Origin of the sequence: [Clostridium] colinum, from assembly GCF_940677205.1 — a bacterium.
Classification (GTDB): domain Bacteria; phylum Bacillota; class Clostridia; order Lachnospirales; family CAG-274; genus Tyzzerella; species Tyzzerella colina.
In genome coordinates, this window is record NZ_OW712331.1 from 1957056 (window position 1) to 1973502 (window position 16447).

Genomic DNA, 16447 nt, shown 5'->3' on the forward strand with positions numbered 1-16447 from the left:
ATTAATTACCACCTTTCATTTCTAAACTTTTAAGCTTATCTAATTCATATTCTAAATTCCTAAATTCTTCTTTCAATAAATTATTTTCATATTTTAATGTTATATTCTCTTCTTGTAATGTGCTATTTTCTCTTGATAATACATTAATAACATTTTTTAATGAATTATTTTCATTTTCAATCTTTATATAAAAATCTCTTTCTTCTTTTTTAGCTTTTCTTTTATTATTTATATATTTTTTGTATATTATCTTAAGTAAATATACAAATAAAATACCTATAATAATTGCTCCAGGCTTTAATCCTAAAAAATCTATTATGGATTGAAATAAAATGCCATCCATCACAAGCTCCTTTGTAAATTTAAATATTAGATATACTAAAATAATATCATTTTATAACATAAATGTCAATATATACTAAATAATAATAAATAGCCAAAAACTTATTAATATATTTACAAATTGCTTAAATTAAACTATAATTTTATATAAAATAAATTTTTAAAAAAATAAGCTAACCCCAGGGACAAAGGAATTCTAAAGTAAAAACTCTACTCTCATTTCGAGAACCCAGCCTTATCCTTCACAAGTTAACTTACTTTCATAATAACATTATATACTCTAGATGTCAATATTATTCTATAATTTTATAAGTTAATTTTACAAATTATGTATTTTATAGATAATAAAAATATATAGAAAGGAGATTAAAATGTCATACTGTATCTATTTAAGAAAATCAAGAAAAGACCAAGAATTAGAAGCACTAAGTGAACTAGAAACTTTACAAAGACACTATGATGCTCTAATAAAAATGGCTAGAGAAAAAAACTTAAATATAGTTAAAATTTATAAAGAAGTTATTTCTGGTGAAAGTATAGATGCTAGACCTGAGATGCAAAAACTATTAGATGATGTATCTAACGGTATTTACAAAGGTGTATTAGTTATGGAGGTAGAACGTCTAGCTCGTGGTAATACAATAGACCAAGGTATAGTAGCTGAAGCATTTAAAGTTTCTAATACTAAAATAATAACACCAGCTAAAATATATGACCCTAACAATGAATTTGACGAAGAATATTTTGAGTTTGGTTTATTTATGGCAAGACGTGAATATAAAGTAATAAATAGAAGAATACAAAGAGGTAGGCTTGCCTCTGTAAGTGAAGGCAAATATATTGCAAGCACTGCACCCTATGGGTATGATAAAGAAAAAATTAAGCTAGGTAAAGGATATACTTTAAAAATAAATGAAGCACAATCTAAAATTGTTAAATTAATTTATGAATTGTATTTACAAGGTTTATCATTAAATGCAATAGCAACTAAACTAGATACAATGTGCAAACCTTTAAATTCAAAGTATTGGTCTAGGTCTACAATAAAAGATATTTTAACAAATCCTGTTTATATTGGTAAAATACGTTGGGGACATAGAAAAGAAAAGAAAATATATGAAGATGGTAAAATAAAAAAATCAAGAACACCTAACAATGATTATCAACTTATTGATGGACTACACCCTCCTATAATAGAAGAAAATACTTTTTATGAAGTACAAAAAATGTTTAAAGATAGTTATAAACCACCTGTTTGTTCTAATAAAGAGCTTAAAAACCCTTTTACTAATTTAGTATTTTGTAGTAAATGTGGTGCTAGATTAACTAGAGTTAGTAGCAATACAAAAGATAACTATTATAGTTTAAAATGTCCAACTAAAAACTGTAAAACTGTTCCTATACCCATATATTTATTAGAGCAACATTTAATTCCTATATTAAAGTCTTGGGTTGAAGATGAAACATTAATATTTAAACAAAAAGAAAATTTAAACAATAGTTTATCAACAGTTCACAGCTCATTAATATTAATAAATCGGGAAATAGAAAAAATAGAAAAGCAAATAGAAAATATACATAACCTATTAGAACAAGGTATATATAGTATTGATGTATTTATGTCTAGAAACAAAAAATTAAAAACTGAATTAGATGAATTATCTTCAAAACAATTTAAATTAATAGAAGAAGAAAACAAAATAAATAATATGGAAACTACAAAAAGAGAATTTATACCAAAAGTTCAAAATTTAATAAATCTATATGGTACAATAGAAGATGCTAGTTTAAAAAATAAACTATTAAGTGAAGTTATATACAAAATAATTTATCAAAGAGATACTAGAACAAAGAAAAATCAAAGAGACTTAGCTATGTTTAATATAACTGTTTATCCTAGCTTTTTTAAAGAATAAATAACATATATCTTGTATGGGGTTATACTTATGGTGAACCAATGGCTGTTGCTCCTATAAATAAAGTTAAACAAGTTTTAGATTATGCCATAACTGTAATACCACCCGAAAAGATATTTATGGGTATACCAAATTATGGTTATGATTGGCCTTTACCTTTTATAAAAGGGGTTACAAAAGCTAAAAGCATTGGTAATGTAGAAGCAATAGATATAGCTAGAAAAAATAATGCTGAAATATTATTTGATGAAATAGCAAAAGCTCCTTATTTTTATTATTATGATAACAATAATATAGAACACGTAGTATGGTTTGAAGACGCTAGAAGTATATATGAAAAATTAACAACTGCATTTAGTTATGGGTTTATTGGTGTTGGTTATTGGAATATAATGAGACCTTTTCCTCAAAATTGGCTTGTGCTTAGTCAACTTTTTGATATATACAAAATAACTAAATCTATATAAATTAATTTATAATATTTTGTTATCAAACTATAAAATATAAAAAGTTGACAGTAATAAAATTTACTATCAACTTTTTATATATTTTATTTGAAATATTTATTTATAACATCCCAAGTTTTATTATTTTCGTGTCCTCTTTTCCAACCTGCAATACCCTTAACATCTAGTTTTCTTGCCACTTTCATTCTTTCTTCCATAGACTTTTCATCTTCTAACCATATTTTTTTCGTACTTCCGTCGGAATAATATTCCCCATAATATTGTTTTGTCTTTTCATCCCATATAATTTTAGCATTATTATCTTCTAACAATTTTTTTGCATCTTCCATTTTTAAAGATTTAGAAACAACTGATATAGATCCGTTAGGATTTTTTGTTTCTGTCCAAACTCGAGTATAAAAAGGTACTCCCATAATAAGTTTGTCTTTTGGCACTAATTTTGTTGCCTCTGTCATATATTTTTCTGCCCACGGTAAAGAAGATACCGACCCACTTTCTTTACTTGTACTATAATGTTCATCATAAGCCATAATTATTACATAGTCAACTATTTTTCCTACTTCTTCCATTTGATAATGTGTAGTCCACGGTGTAGGTACATACATATCTACAGATACAACAAGTCCATTTTGTTTAAATATTGGTGTTGCTTCTTTTATAAACTGTAAATAATAAATTCCGTCTACTTTGGCAACATTTTCAAAGTCTATATTAATACCATCTAAACTATATTTTTTTGCATATTCTACAAGAGTGTTAATTATTTTCGTTCTTTTTTCTGGATTGCTTAAAGTATCGTGTGTTATAACTGCATCAAAGCTATTAGACACAAGCCCCCAAAGCTGATAACCCTGTTCTTTTGCCCATTTAGCATATTCTATACTACCTTTATCTTCTACATCACCTTGGCTATTTTTTATTTCAAACCACGTAGGGCATAAAACATCTAATCCATTTATAGGCTTTCTTTTTTGTTCACTATCATTTATAGGCTTTGAAGTTTGGTCCCAAACAATTTTTATACCATCTTGTTTTTGATTTGCAACTGGTTCTACAAAATTTGTTGTTGTTTCTGTTGTAATATCTGTTGTTGCTTGAGTATTATTCACTATTGTATTATTTTCTACCTTATCTATTGGTGTTTCTATTACAACAGTTCTTATATTGTTGTCCCATTCTACACTATATCCTATACTATCTGATATAGCTCTTATAGGTACCATTGTATAACCATTTATTATTTTTGCTGGCACGTCCAACTTTATAACATCTATGCTATTTTTTATGGCCTCATTACTATTTATTTTAAAAACTACCGTATTTCCATCTTTTTTAATAGTAGCTTCTTTATCTTTTTCATTCCATAATATTTCTGCATTCATTTCTTCAAAAACATCTCTTAATGGAACAAGTGTCCTACCGTCTATTATGATAGGCTCCATTTTAAAATTTTCTATTGGCTTACTATCAATAGTAATATATATTTTTTGTGAACTATAATTATGTACTTTACCGTCATATGTAAGTTTTAAATTTACCCATTCATTAGATGGAGTAGATGCAAATATAGTAAAATTACTTAATAATGTAAACATTATTATAGTAAAAACATTAATTATTTTTTTCATATTTCCTCCTTTGTGTACTTTATTATTGCTTATATATTATAATTTTTTTATTATTAAATCAACCTGTAAATAATACCATAAATTTATATATGTTTAATACTATTTATAATTTAAATTTATATTATGTAATACATACCCCACCTAAAACTTTAGATGGGGTAATTTATATTAAATATTGTTTTCTATTTTTTTAATATTTTCTTCATCTTCTTCAGATAAAAGTTTTTCTGTTTCGTTAAAATATGCTTGTATTATTTTTTCTATAACTTTTTCTTTAGATGTATCTTCAACATTAAGTGCTACTATTTTTTCTAACAATTGTTGTTGTTCATCTTCAATCTCTCTCATTCTAGTTTCAATTCTTTGTTTTTTAGTGTCAATTTCTTTAAAATAAGCTTTTTGGTTATCTATATTTATAGATTTTGCAAAAGATTCTAAAGAACCATTTGATATAGTTATATTTTTTTCACTTAAAAAATATTCTAATTGTTCTTGCACTTCATAAACTAACTTTCCTAAGTTATCATATCTAGTTACGATATGTTTATAGTTATTAAAATCATCTAAGTTTGTTTTTAAAGCACGAGAATTTTTTACGTTATATTTATTATACGTATAATTTAAAAAATTTATATAATAAGAATATACCACTGTTTTTTTATTTAATAATGACACTAACTTAGCTTGCTTTTTTTCGTTTAATTTTAGCTCAAAAATAATTTTTTTTCTAAAAGCATAAATAAGAACTATTGTAAAAACTAATGTTATACAAAGAATAGATAAAGATAAAAATACAGATTCATTTAAAGATACAGATATTAATGTTAATACAATTATAGCTAATCCAAGAACTATTGATATAGCAAATGAAAACTTATGCAATACTTTATATGCAAATTGTAGCCTTTCTCTATCTAAAACTGTACGTTCTTTTTCATCTCTTATTAAATTTATATCTCTAGATAAAAGTCTTTTAGAATTTTCTGCATCTTCTATTTGATATAGAGCATCATGAGCATCTTCTTCTAATGTTTCTAGTTTATTTATAGAGCTATCAAAATCTCCCAATTGGTATCTTATAGCTTTTCTTTCATTATTAAGCTGTACAAATTTTGTAATAAGAGATTTTAAATACTTTGTATCTTCTTCTGATAAATTATCATAACATTTTAAATCTTCTAAAATAGTTTCGCATTCTTTTCTTTTTTTATCTAAATATAATCTGTGTCTATCAAGCTTAAGGCTATCATCACAAAGCTCCACAGCTTTAAGAACTTTATCATCATCTTCACTGTCTTCTAATAAAAAAACATATTCTCTAAATTTAGAATATTCATAAGAATATTCGTTTAATGTTTGTCTAGAATCTAATACCTCTTCTGTTCTAAACTTAGACAAAAAACGATTTAATAAACCCTTTTGCTCCTTTTCATCTGATGTATCTATATAGCTATTTTCGTTTTTTAATAGGCTATTATCTATCTCTTGCTCTAAGGCACTGTCAAAGCTGTTTTCCTTATTGCTTGAAATCATTTTTTAAGCCCCCTTTGTTATTATTTAATATTATAACTATACATATAATATTTTCAAATATATTATATTATATTCTACTTTTTTTTACAATAGTTTTTAAAAATATAATTATTTAATAAATAAAAAATAGCTTATATATAGTAAATATAATAAGCTAGATAATAATATATCTAGCTTATTTTTTTATTATTTTAAAATATCTTTTGTTATATCTTGTGGTATTACAAATTCTACTGTGCCCATAGAACCTGGTGCAACTTCATACTCATCAAAACATAATACTAAATTCTTGTCTTTGTTAAAATAAAAATTTTGATTTTCTTTTATTTGTTTAAAATCATTTTCTGGCATATCTGAATCTATAAAATAAGATTTGTTAGTATCTTGTTTCATTTGTTCTCTCATTTGTTCTTTAATATTTTGGCTTAAAACTTCTACATAATTACTATCTGCTTTAAATATGTCTTTAAGCTCTATTATATTGCCTTTTTCTTTATCTACGTTATATATTTTTGAATACATATATCCACTTGCGTTTATTTCTGTACCTTTTATTCTTAAACTAAATAATTTTTCATCATCTGTAAGCGTATCATAAGTTATATCTAAGCTTTTATTGTCTCCTTGTTTAAATTCTTTTTTAAACTCTTCTGTAAGATTTTTTATATATTCATCTGTTGATTTATTAAGTTCATCTAAAGATTTATTATTGTTAGCATCTGTAGCAACTGGTGCTTCTACGCTAATATTTTTATCTTCTTCACTATATTTATTTATAGTAATAACATCTACTATTTTTCCTATAACTGGTATTTTGCTCATAGCTAAAGCTATATTTTGGTTTAAATTTGGTAAAGCAACAAATATAGCTATCACTGCAACAGATGCAATAGATAAATATTTTAATTTATTTTTTTCATTTTCTTTTTTAGCTTGTTCAATACTTTTTTTCATAAGAAACACTCCTTCTTCTTTTACATTAATATTATCATATTCTTTTTTTAGTTTTTCTATTATATCCCTATCTTCCATATTATACCTCCCCAACAATACTTTTCAATTTATTAAGACAACGATATAACTTTGATTTAGCTGTATTAACATTTATGTTTAATACATTGGCAACATCTTCTATTTTTAAATCTTCAAAAAATCTTAATATAACAATAGCTTTTTCATCATTATCTAAACAATTTAAAGCATTTTTTAAATCTATATTTTCATATTTGTCCTCAAAAGGTATATTAGTTTCATATATATCTTCTGTTATATGTATATTTTTTGATAAAAAAGTTTTACATTGATTTATAACTATTCTATATATCCAAGTATCTACATACTTATCTTCTTTTAATAAATTCGCATTTTTAATAGCCTTATATGAACACTCTTGTATTATGTCCATAGCATCTGCTTCATTCTGAACATAAGAAAATGCTAATTTATAATATTTATTATAATTTTTTAGGAGAGTATTTTCTATTAGGTATACCTTAGTTTTTTTCATTATCAAATTCACCTCCTATATATTAGACTATATTATATTAAATAAAGTTTCAAATTTTTTAAATATTTTTTATTTAAATTTTAAAATATATGTATACAATACAAATAATTGTTAAAAATAATATTATCACATACAACATTTAGGAGGAAAATATGGAAATATTAAAGGTTTCAGCAAGTTCACAACCAAAGTCTGTTGCTGGTGCAATAGCGGCAATAGCAAGAAATAATAAAAAAATAGAAATAGAAACAATAGGTGCTGGTGCAGTAAATCAAGCTGTCAAAAGTATTGCAATAGCTAGAGGATATGTTGCTCCAAATGGAATAGAGCTTATATGCACACCTGCATTTTCTCAAATAGATGTAGACGGTGAATTAAAAACATCTATTAAATTTGTTGTAGAAAAAAGATAGTTATATAATTAATATCTACCTGTAAAAATCCCCTATAAAGATATAATAATCAATTTTTTGAATACTTCCGTATTCAAAAACAAGTATTCCTAAAATTTATCAAAATTAAGTCATACCTTAATTGTAATAAAAATAATGCTGTAGAAAAAATCTACAGCATTATTTTTATATATTCTCTATTTGCCAATCTATTTCTTTTAAACCATTTTGTTTTAAAAATTGATTTGTTTTAGAAAAAGGTCTACTTCCAAAAAATCCTCTACTAGCAGAAAGAGGGCTTGGATGAACAGATTTTAATATTAAATGCTTATGATTTGTTATAAGTGGTATTTTAGATATAGCGTTATTGCCCCAAAGGATAAAAACAACTGGACTTGTTTTTTCATTTAAAACTTGAATTATTTTATCTGTAAATATTTGCCAACCAATATCCTTATGAGAATTAGGGTTACTATCTATCACTGTTAATGTTGTATTTAAAAGTAATACCCCTTGCTCTGCCCATTTTTTTAAATATCCATTGTTGGGTATGTATAGTCCTAAGTCTGTAGATAGTTCTTTATATATATTTTGCAAAGATGGTGGTATTCTTATCCCTTTATTTACAGAAAAACTAAGCCCGTGAGCTTGTCCTTTTTGATGATATGGGTCTTGCCCTAATATTAACACTTTTGTATCTTCATAACTAGTATAGTGTAATGCGTTAAATATATCTTGCATAGGTGGGTATACTATTTTAGTTTTATAGTCATGTTTTAATTTTTCTCTAAGATTTAAATAATAATTTTTTTTAAATTCTTCATCTAAATAATTTTTCCAATCATTTTTTAATATTTCTGCCAAAAATTAATCACTCCTTTTTTATAATAACCCCATTAACATATTTTGAATAATCTTCTATAATTTTATAATACATTTCTTCTATTAAATTATAGTCTTTTTCTACAACATTATTATCGCTATTTATAAAAGCAACTTCAACAAAAATATTTTTCATATAATCCTCTATCTTTTTTTAAGTTAATATATGATTATATGCGTTTGTATTATTCATTATTTTAATATTAAACCCATTATAACATATATTTATATTATATTAAACATTTTTTAGGAGATTTTATGAAAAAAGCCGTTGCATATGTTAGAATGTCTACCGATAAACAAGACTATTCCATAGAAAGTCAAAAAAGAACTATTGATGAATATGCTAAAAAAAATAACTATTTGATAATAAACTATTTTGAAGATAAGGGCATATCTGGTAGAGATGCTGAAAAAAGACCAGCCTTTATGGAAATGATAGAAGAAAGCAAAAAATCTTATTTTGATTATGTTCTTATATATGATAGCTCCCGTTTTGCTAGAAACTTAGAGCAATCTTTAATATATAAATCTATATTAAAAAAAAATAATGTAAATTTAATTTCTATAACTGAACCTACATTAGATGATGATAGCCAACTTATAGCAGATGCCCTATTTGGTGCTATGAATGAAATGTATTCTAGAAAATTATCCAAAGTTGTAAAACGAGGTATGATAGAAAAAGCTCTAAAAGGTGAATATATCTCTTGTGCTCCTTATGGATATTATAAGCCTAAAAATAAACCTCTTGTTATAATAGAAAAAGAAGCCTCTATTGTAAAAAAAATCTTTCAAGAATTTTTAAATGGTAAATCTACCTATGCAATAGCTAAAATATTAAATGAAAATAATATAAAAACAAAAAAAGGCAATAGCATAGATACTCGTTTTATAAAAAAAATTTTAACAAATCCTACATACAAAGGTTATTATAGATTTGAAACCGACGGAAAAGTTATTTTAAATAAATCAAATCATATTCCTATTATAGATGAAAATATATTTGACCAAACTCAAAATATATTTAATAATAATATAAAAAGAATAAATAGTAAAAAAAAGCCTTTAGAATATAATAAACATTGGCTTGTAGGTATAATGAAGTGTATTTATTGTAACAATACTTTTGTTTATGCAAAATATTATAACAATAGACAAGATAGATTTAGATGTGGTGGTTATACTTGTGGAAAATGTGATAGCTCTTTTTCTATTGGTATATACAATATAGAAGATATAGTTTTAAAAAAAATTGAAGAAAACTACCCTAACAAAACATATAAAGTAAAAATAAAAAATGATAATAGACAGAAAAAATATAATATGTTAAAAGATATAGAAAAATACAAAAATGCTTTAGAAAGGGCTAAAAATGCCTACCTTTTAGGCATTGATACGGTAGATGAATATAGCCAAAATAAAGTTTTTTTTACAAATAAAATAAAAACATTAGAAAAAGAATGCCTTAATATAAAAGAGGATAATAAAAATATAGATGAAATTTCTATATTAAATGTTTTAAAAGGTAATTATGATATGATATTAAAAAATAAAATGGCTAAATTACTTATCAACAAAATATTAGTAGATGGTAAAAACAGAAAAATTACAATATTTTTTAACGTATAATGTTGTATTCTATTACAATGTAGACAACAAGACTGCCTTACAAGTGATGTGTTAGGCCCTGCTAGAGCAGAATGTTTTACTCATCTTGGAAACAAGACTATTCAAGAAGGAGATATTATAGACCCACCTTCTAATGCAGCTAGTGTTTCTATTGAAAATTTAAGAGTAAAAAAAGTTATTGTATCTGACAAAGAGCCAAACCCATTTAAAAATGGTTTTTGGGATATAACTTTAAAATATGTATTTGTATATACATTAATATTTAGAGAAGCAGATGGCACTGTTATTGGTAGAGTACACGCTAATAGTATCTATACTAAAAAGGTAACTTTATTTGGTTCTATTGGTACAGAAATATCTATCTCTACTGATTTATTCAACCAACACGGTTCTGGTTGTAGCGAATTAAACTCAGACCCATTTGTTTTAGTAGAATCTAAAGCTATTGCTCTTGGTGCTGAGCTTAGATACCAAAACAGACAATGTTGCTGTGGAGATGAAGCTTTAGAACCAACAGAAGTAGGCATTACTATCGGTTTATTTACAATTATTAAATTATTTAGACTTGTAAACCTTTCTGTATTATCTAGAGGCTTCTGTATACCAAAAGAATGTGAAAATATTTCTCCACTTAACCCTTGTGAATTCTTTGATAGCTTAGATTTCCCTATGGACATTTTTGCTCCACCACAAAAAAAGGAATTTTTAGCAGGTATTAGCGGTAACATACCAAGAGAAAATGTTGATGGTGATAATAATAACAACTGTGGTTGTAACAATGGTTGCGGTTGCTCATTAGGTAATCTTGGTAACAACTCTAGCTGTGGTTGTAACTTTAGATAATATTTTTAAACCTAAATTTTAATTTTTAAACTTATATTATAGGCAAAGTCATAAAAATTTTATGGCTTTGCCTAATGTGTCGACTTTGTCAACAACATTTTAAAAAAATAATTCTATTATTTTTTGAGGTACTGTATGAAAAAAGCAAGGTTTTTACGCACAAGGGCTAAAGCCCCTTAAAACCTAGCTTTACGTATCCGAGGCAAAGCCCCGTATACGATTTAAAATGAGAACTCTTCGTTCTCATACTCTCCATTTTTAATTAAATTTTATTTTATATACAGTCTGAAGCAAAGTCACAAAAATTTTATGACTTTGCATTTTTATATTCATAAATATGTTTTATGAACATTTTTATCTTTATGAATATTATTAAATATATATTGCATTTTTATAAATTTACTGTTATTATATAGCTTGAATATATTTTTTAGGAGGAAGTAAAATGTTAGAAAGTTTTTCTTTTTTAAAGACATATTTTCCGTTATACATTGAAGGTACTTTAATAACTGTTATTATCTCTTTATTTACAGTTTTATTTGGTACTGTTATTGGTGTAATATTTGCTTTAATGAAGTTATCAAAAATAAAAATAGTAAATAAGATAGCTTGTACATATATAGAAATTGTACGTGGTACCCCTGTTTTAGTTCAGGTTTTTATATGGTATTATGGTTTATCATCTCTTATTATAATACCTGATATTTATATAGGTGATAGCTTAAATCTTGCTCAATTAATACCTGGTGCTTTAGCGCTTGCTTTAAATTCTGGTGCTTATGTTGCTGAAATTATACGAGCTGGTATATTAGCTGTTGATAAAGGCCAAACAGAAGCCGCCGAATCTTTAGGTATGAAATCTCCTATGATTATGAGATATATTATAATGCCTCAAGCTATTAAAAATATTTTACCTGCTATAGGTAATGAGTTTGTTGTATTAATAAAAGAGTCTTCTATCCTTTATGTAATAGGTATACAAGAGCTTATGGCAAAAACTTCTACAATACAGTCTTCTACGTTCCAACCTGTAGCTCCACTTATTGTAACATCTATCTTATATTTTATCTTAACATTTAGTTTGTCAAGGCTTATTGGTAAGTTTGAAAGGAGATTAAATAAAAATGATAGAAATTAAAAATTTAAGTAAAAGTTTTGGTAATAATCAAGTTTTAAAAGGAGTAACAACTACCATTACTAAAGGAGAAGTGGTTGTTGTTATAGGCCCATCTGGTTCTGGTAAAAGTACCTTTTTAAGATGTCTTAATAAGCTTGAAGATATTACATCTGGAGATATAATATTTGAAGGAACAAATATAACAGATAAAAAAGTAGATATTAGTATACATAGACAAAAAATGGGAATGGTTTTTCAACACTTTAACCTTTTTCCTCATTTAACCATATTAGAAAATATTACAATAGCTCCTATTAAAATAAAAAAAATAGATAAACAAACTGCCGAAGAGGAAGCTTTAAAGCTTTTAGGCCTTGTTGGGTTAAAAGATAAAGCTAATATGTATCCTCCTAGCTTATCTGGTGGTCAAAAACAAAGAATTGCTATTGTACGTGCTTTAGCTATGAAACCTGATGTTATGCTTTTTGACGAACCTACCTCTGCCCTAGACCCAGAAATGGTTGGAGAAGTTTTAGAAGTTATGAAAAATTTAGCTAAAGAAGGTATGACTATGGTTGTTGTAACTCACGAAATGGGATTTGCTAAAGAGGTTGCTACTAGAGTTATATTTATGGAAGGTGGAAACATCTGTGAAGAAGATACACCTGAAAATATTTTTACCAACCCTCAACACCCTAGAACAAAAGAGTTTTTATCTAAAGTATTATAAATAATAAAAAAATAACAAAAAACATTAAAAAATATATGCTTTTTGTTATTTTTTTTATTATCCATAATTAAATATTATTAAAAAAGATTTAATAAGTTAATATTATTATGCTACTTTATAAAAAAAGCTTATTTCTTTACACAAGAGCTAAATCCCCTAGAAATCTAGCTTTTTACACAATATAAGTCTTTACCCTGTCTTGTGATTAGAATTTTTATGCCTTACATAAATTTTTTATGCAAAATATAAAAATAAAAAAATTAATCTAAAATATTTTGTCTATAATCTGAATAATACTACATTATTATAATTATACCAAAACTTACAATTAGAAAAAATAAATTATATGTAGTATAATATATTTAAAGCTGTAAACATATAAACAACGTTTACAATTTTAAAAAAATATAAAAATATATTAAAATTACTTTAAAAATTATTAATAAAAGGAGCTTTTATATGAAAAAAATAAATTATAAAATAATATGTTTTGTAAGCCTTTTTATTATTCTTTTATTAGGGGTTAGCCTTAAAGGTAAGGAAAATTATATCCCCTATCCAGATTTTTATAGTAAAGCGTGTAATAAAAATATAGATACAATTTTTTATAATGATAGTGATAAAATTAAATTTAAAGAAAAAAATAATGATACAATTTTTACAACTGATAATCCTAGAACAGAAGATTTTAAAGAAAATATGCTAATTAAAGGCATAGTATTTAAAGAACAATCAAATATAACTAATAGCTTATATTCTGTTTTAGCTATATTTTTAATAGGAGCAACTGTATTTTTAATATATAAAAAAACAAAGAAAAATCCTATTGCTATAAAAGAATTTAATATAGAAGACAAAAATAATATATTTTTTAAAGATATAGCAGGCAACGAAGAAGCTAAAGAAAATGCTAAAGACATAGTAGATTTTCTTAAATGCCCAGAAAAATATAAAAAACTAAACGCTCGAGCACCTAAAGGTATTATATTTTATGGTGAACCTGGTACTGGAAAAACAATGTTAGCCAAAGCAATTGCCTCTGAAGCTGGTGTGCCTTTTTATTCTGTTTGTGGCTCAGACTTTGTAGAAATGTATGTAGGGGTTGGTGCTTCTAGAGTAAGAGCTTTGTTTAAAAAAGCTAGAGAAAGTAAAAAAGCTGTTATCTTTATAGATGAAATAGATGCAATAGGTAAAAAAAGAGCTACCTCTCTACAAAACACAAATGAAGAAAGAGAACAAACATTAAACGCTCTTTTAACAGAAATGAGTGGATTTTCTAGTGATGAAACTATAATTGTTATAGCCACTACAAATCGTTTAGATATATTAGATGATGCTCTTGTTCGTGCTGGTAGGTTTGATAGACACATAGAAATAGGCCTGCCTGATAAAGTTGCTCGTGAAAAAATTTTATCTTTATTGTTAAAAAATAAAACAATAGATAAAAATTTAAATATAAAAGATATAGCCAAAAAAACTGTATATTTTAGCGGTGCTATGCTAGATGCACTAGTAAATGAGTCTAGTATTATGGCTATAAAAGATAATAACAACGAAATAAATATTAATCATATAGATAAAGCATATTTAAAAATAATAGCTGGTGATGAAAGAAAAGATACCTCATTTTTAACACAACAAGATAAAAAAATAACTGCTATACACGAGGCGGGACACGCAGTAGTTACAAATATTTTAAACGTTGCTACTATATCAAAAATATCTATATTACCTACCATAAAGGGAGCCGGTGGTTTTTGTTTAAATATATTTGAAGATAAATTATTTAAAACTAAGCAAGATATAGAAAATCAAATAATAAGTTTATATGGTGGACGTTGTGCCGAAGAAATTATGCTTGGAAGTGAAAACATTACAACAGGTGCATACAATGATATAGAAAAAGCTACTAAAATTATTGTAGACTATGTATCTAAATATGGTATGCTTAAAGATAATATTTTAAGCTATAATGTTTTAAAAGAAGATGAAAACATTATAAAAGAATATAAAACTATAGCTACTACACTATATGAAAAAGCTAAAAATATCTTAATAGAAAACAAAAATACTCTTGAAAAATTAGTTGATACATTATTAGAAAAAGAAACCTTAAACGAAGAAGAAATATACCATATATTAAAAAACTAGTTAAAAGCCTGTCACACTTTTCTTTGTTTTGAATAGTATAATATTAGGACAAAGGAAAGGAGGTGTTACCTTGACATATGGTTGGTTAGGTAATCGTTGTGGCAATAACTGGTCAAATAATGGTTGTTTTAACAATTGTGGTTGCAATAGATGTGGCTGGAACAATGGTTGGAATAATGGCTGGAATAATGGTTGCTTTAACAGATGTGGCTGTAATAGATGTGGTTTTACACCATATAATAACTTTAACAACTCTGGTTTTAACAACTATCAATATGATAGTTTTAATAACTTTGGTTATAGATATTATTAGTATTTTTACTAAATTTTTAAAGTATAAATTGTATTTATATAATGTTTAATTAAATTAATATTTTGTGCCCCCTTAAAATAATTTTTTATTTATAGCCTAAAGATTTTTATCTTTTGTCTATAAAAAAGGTTGAAGAAAAATTCTTCAACCTTTTTTATTATAACCATCTGTAAGATTGTTTATCTACAAAGCCTTTATTTTTTAATATTGTTTTTAAACAATCTGCCCATTGTTTAGTTTCTTCTATATTTTCTGCTAAAACAGAGCCGTGCTCGCCTTTATTAAATATATGCAAACTATAAGGTACATTTTTATTTTTTAAAGCAATACCAAGCTCTAAAGTATTTATAGCACTAACTGCCGTATCCTCTAATGTATGCCATAAAAACATTTCTGGCATATCTTCTCTTACATTTTTTTCTAAAGATAGCATTTTTCTAAGCTCCATATCTTCTCCTACAAGATTATTAGCAGACCCTTGATGAGCATAGCTTTCACATAAAGATACAACTGGATAACATAAAACTGCTAAATCTGGCTTTGCTGATAATTTATCTATATCATCTTTATTATCTTGTTCAAATTTATCAAAAAATTCGGCAACGCAACCTGCTAAATGCCCTCCGGCAGAAAATCCTATTATACCAACTTTATTTGGGTCTATATTAAATTTTTCTGCATTATATCTTACATATCTTATAGCACGTTTAGCATCAATTAATGGTACTGGGTGTTTATATGGTGCTACTCTATATCTTAAAACAAAAGCATTTACACCAAAAAAGTTTAACCATCTTGCCATTTTTTCGCCTTCTGTTGCACAAAGCCCATAGCCACCACCAGCTAATATAACCATAGCCCCTCTTATTTTTTTATCGTCTATTTCATCTTCTACAATATAAGCATCTATTTGGCAACTATTTTCATTTTCTACATTTTTTATATTTTCATCAAATAAAGGTATATTTTCTTCCCATAAATTATAAGTTTTCAT

Annotated in this window: 17 protein-coding genes; 9 read left to right on the forward strand and 8 right to left on the reverse strand. The window is 25.7% G+C overall.

The window, feature by feature from the left end; translation table 11 throughout:
• Position 1 precedes the first annotated feature (1 nt).
• Positions 2–343 carry a hypothetical protein gene (locus NBW53_RS09635; protein ID WP_250278021.1) on the reverse strand — a complete coding sequence of 114 codons (342 nt, stop codon included), beginning with the start codon at positions 341–343 and terminating at the stop codon, positions 2–4.
• Between the two features lie 370 nt (positions 344–713).
• Here NBW53_RS09635 and NBW53_RS09640 point away from each other — a divergent pair, with 370 nt between their 5' ends.
• Positions 714–2258 carry a recombinase family protein gene (locus NBW53_RS09640; RefSeq protein ID WP_250278022.1) on the forward strand — a complete coding sequence of 515 codons (1545 nt, stop codon included), beginning with the start codon at positions 714–716 and terminating at the stop codon, positions 2256–2258.
• A 41-nt stretch (positions 2259–2299) separates the two neighbouring features.
• The gene (locus NBW53_RS09645) at positions 2300–2725 is read left to right on the forward strand and encodes a glycosyl hydrolase family 18 protein (RefSeq protein ID WP_250278023.1); all 426 of its coding nucleotides are present in this window, start codon (positions 2300–2302) and stop codon (positions 2723–2725) included.
• An 83-nt stretch (positions 2726–2808) separates the two neighbouring features.
• On the opposite strand, the gene NBW53_RS09650 is transcribed toward NBW53_RS09645, so the two are convergent.
• The 4 genes from NBW53_RS09650 to NBW53_RS09665 all read right to left on the reverse strand — a co-directional run bounded on the left by NBW53_RS09650 (position 2809) and on the right by NBW53_RS09665 (position 7393).
• The gene (locus tag NBW53_RS09650) at positions 2809–4353 is read right to left on the reverse strand and encodes a stalk domain-containing protein (protein WP_250278024.1); all 1545 of its coding nucleotides are present in this window, start codon (positions 4351–4353) and stop codon (positions 2809–2811) included.
• Between the two features lie 168 nt (positions 4354–4521).
• Complete coding sequence (locus tag NBW53_RS09655) at positions 4522–5886, reverse strand: hypothetical protein (protein WP_250278025.1); 1365 nt, start codon at positions 5884–5886, stop codon at positions 4522–4524.
• Between the two features lie 186 nt (positions 5887–6072).
• Positions 6073–6918, reverse strand: coding sequence for an RsiV family protein (locus NBW53_RS09660; RefSeq protein ID WP_250278026.1), 846 nt, complete (start codon positions 6916–6918; stop codon positions 6073–6075).
• Between the two features lies 1 nt (position 6919).
• Positions 6920–7393 carry a sigma-70 family RNA polymerase sigma factor gene (locus NBW53_RS09665; RefSeq protein ID WP_250278027.1) on the reverse strand — a complete coding sequence of 158 codons (474 nt, stop codon included), beginning with the start codon at positions 7391–7393 and terminating at the stop codon, positions 6920–6922.
• Between the two features lie 152 nt (positions 7394–7545).
• On the opposite strand from NBW53_RS09665, the gene NBW53_RS09670 reads away from it, so the two are divergent.
• Entirely contained in the window at positions 7546–7806 is a 261-nt protein-coding gene (locus tag NBW53_RS09670; RefSeq protein WP_250278028.1) for a stage V sporulation protein S, read from the forward strand.
• A 165-nt stretch (positions 7807–7971) separates the two neighbouring features.
• Here the strand turns inward: NBW53_RS09670 and NBW53_RS09675 are convergent, their stop codons facing one another.
• Both NBW53_RS09675 and NBW53_RS09680 read right to left on the reverse strand, forming a co-directional pair.
• On the reverse strand, positions 7972–8649 hold the full coding sequence (locus NBW53_RS09675; RefSeq protein ID WP_250278029.1) for a uracil-DNA glycosylase: 678 nt from the start codon (positions 8647–8649) through the stop codon (positions 7972–7974).
• 7 nt (positions 8650–8656) lie between these two features.
• Positions 8657–8803 carry a hypothetical protein gene (locus tag NBW53_RS09680; RefSeq protein ID WP_250278030.1) on the reverse strand — a complete coding sequence of 49 codons (147 nt, stop codon included), beginning with the start codon at positions 8801–8803 and terminating at the stop codon, positions 8657–8659.
• A gap of 122 nt (positions 8804–8925) precedes the next feature.
• Here NBW53_RS09680 and NBW53_RS09685 point away from each other — a divergent pair, with 122 nt between their 5' ends.
• The 6 genes from NBW53_RS09685 (at position 8926) to NBW53_RS09710 (ending at position 15453) form a co-directional block, all read left to right on the forward strand.
• On the forward strand, positions 8926–10299 hold the full coding sequence (locus NBW53_RS09685) for a recombinase family protein (RefSeq protein WP_250278031.1): 1374 nt from the start codon (positions 8926–8928) through the stop codon (positions 10297–10299).
• A 48-nt stretch (positions 10300–10347) separates the two neighbouring features.
• Positions 10348–11142: a hypothetical protein gene (locus NBW53_RS09690; RefSeq protein WP_250278032.1), complete on the forward strand. Its 795-nt coding sequence runs from the start codon at positions 10348–10350 to the stop codon at positions 11140–11142.
• A 445-nt stretch (positions 11143–11587) separates the two neighbouring features.
• The gene (locus NBW53_RS09695; RefSeq protein ID WP_250278033.1) at positions 11588–12280 is read left to right on the forward strand and encodes an amino acid ABC transporter permease; all 693 of its coding nucleotides are present in this window, start codon (positions 11588–11590) and stop codon (positions 12278–12280) included.
• Positions 12267–12989, forward strand: coding sequence for an amino acid ABC transporter ATP-binding protein (locus NBW53_RS09700; RefSeq protein WP_250278034.1), 723 nt, complete (start codon positions 12267–12269; stop codon positions 12987–12989). The genes NBW53_RS09695 and NBW53_RS09700 overlap by 14 nt, the downstream gene beginning before the upstream one ends.
• A gap of 459 nt (positions 12990–13448) precedes the next feature.
• Positions 13449–15140, forward strand: coding sequence for an ATP-dependent metallopeptidase FtsH/Yme1/Tma family protein (locus tag NBW53_RS09705; protein ID WP_250278035.1), 1692 nt, complete (start codon positions 13449–13451; stop codon positions 15138–15140).
• Between the two features lie 70 nt (positions 15141–15210).
• Positions 15211–15453, forward strand: a complete 243-nt coding sequence (locus tag NBW53_RS09710) for a hypothetical protein (protein ID WP_250278036.1) — start codon at positions 15211–15213, stop codon at positions 15451–15453.
• Between the two features lie 157 nt (positions 15454–15610).
• Here the strand turns inward: NBW53_RS09710 and NBW53_RS09715 are convergent, their stop codons facing one another.
• A complete protein-coding gene (locus NBW53_RS09715) occupies positions 15611–16447 on the reverse strand; it encodes an alpha/beta hydrolase (protein WP_250278037.1) in 837 nt (278 codons plus the stop codon).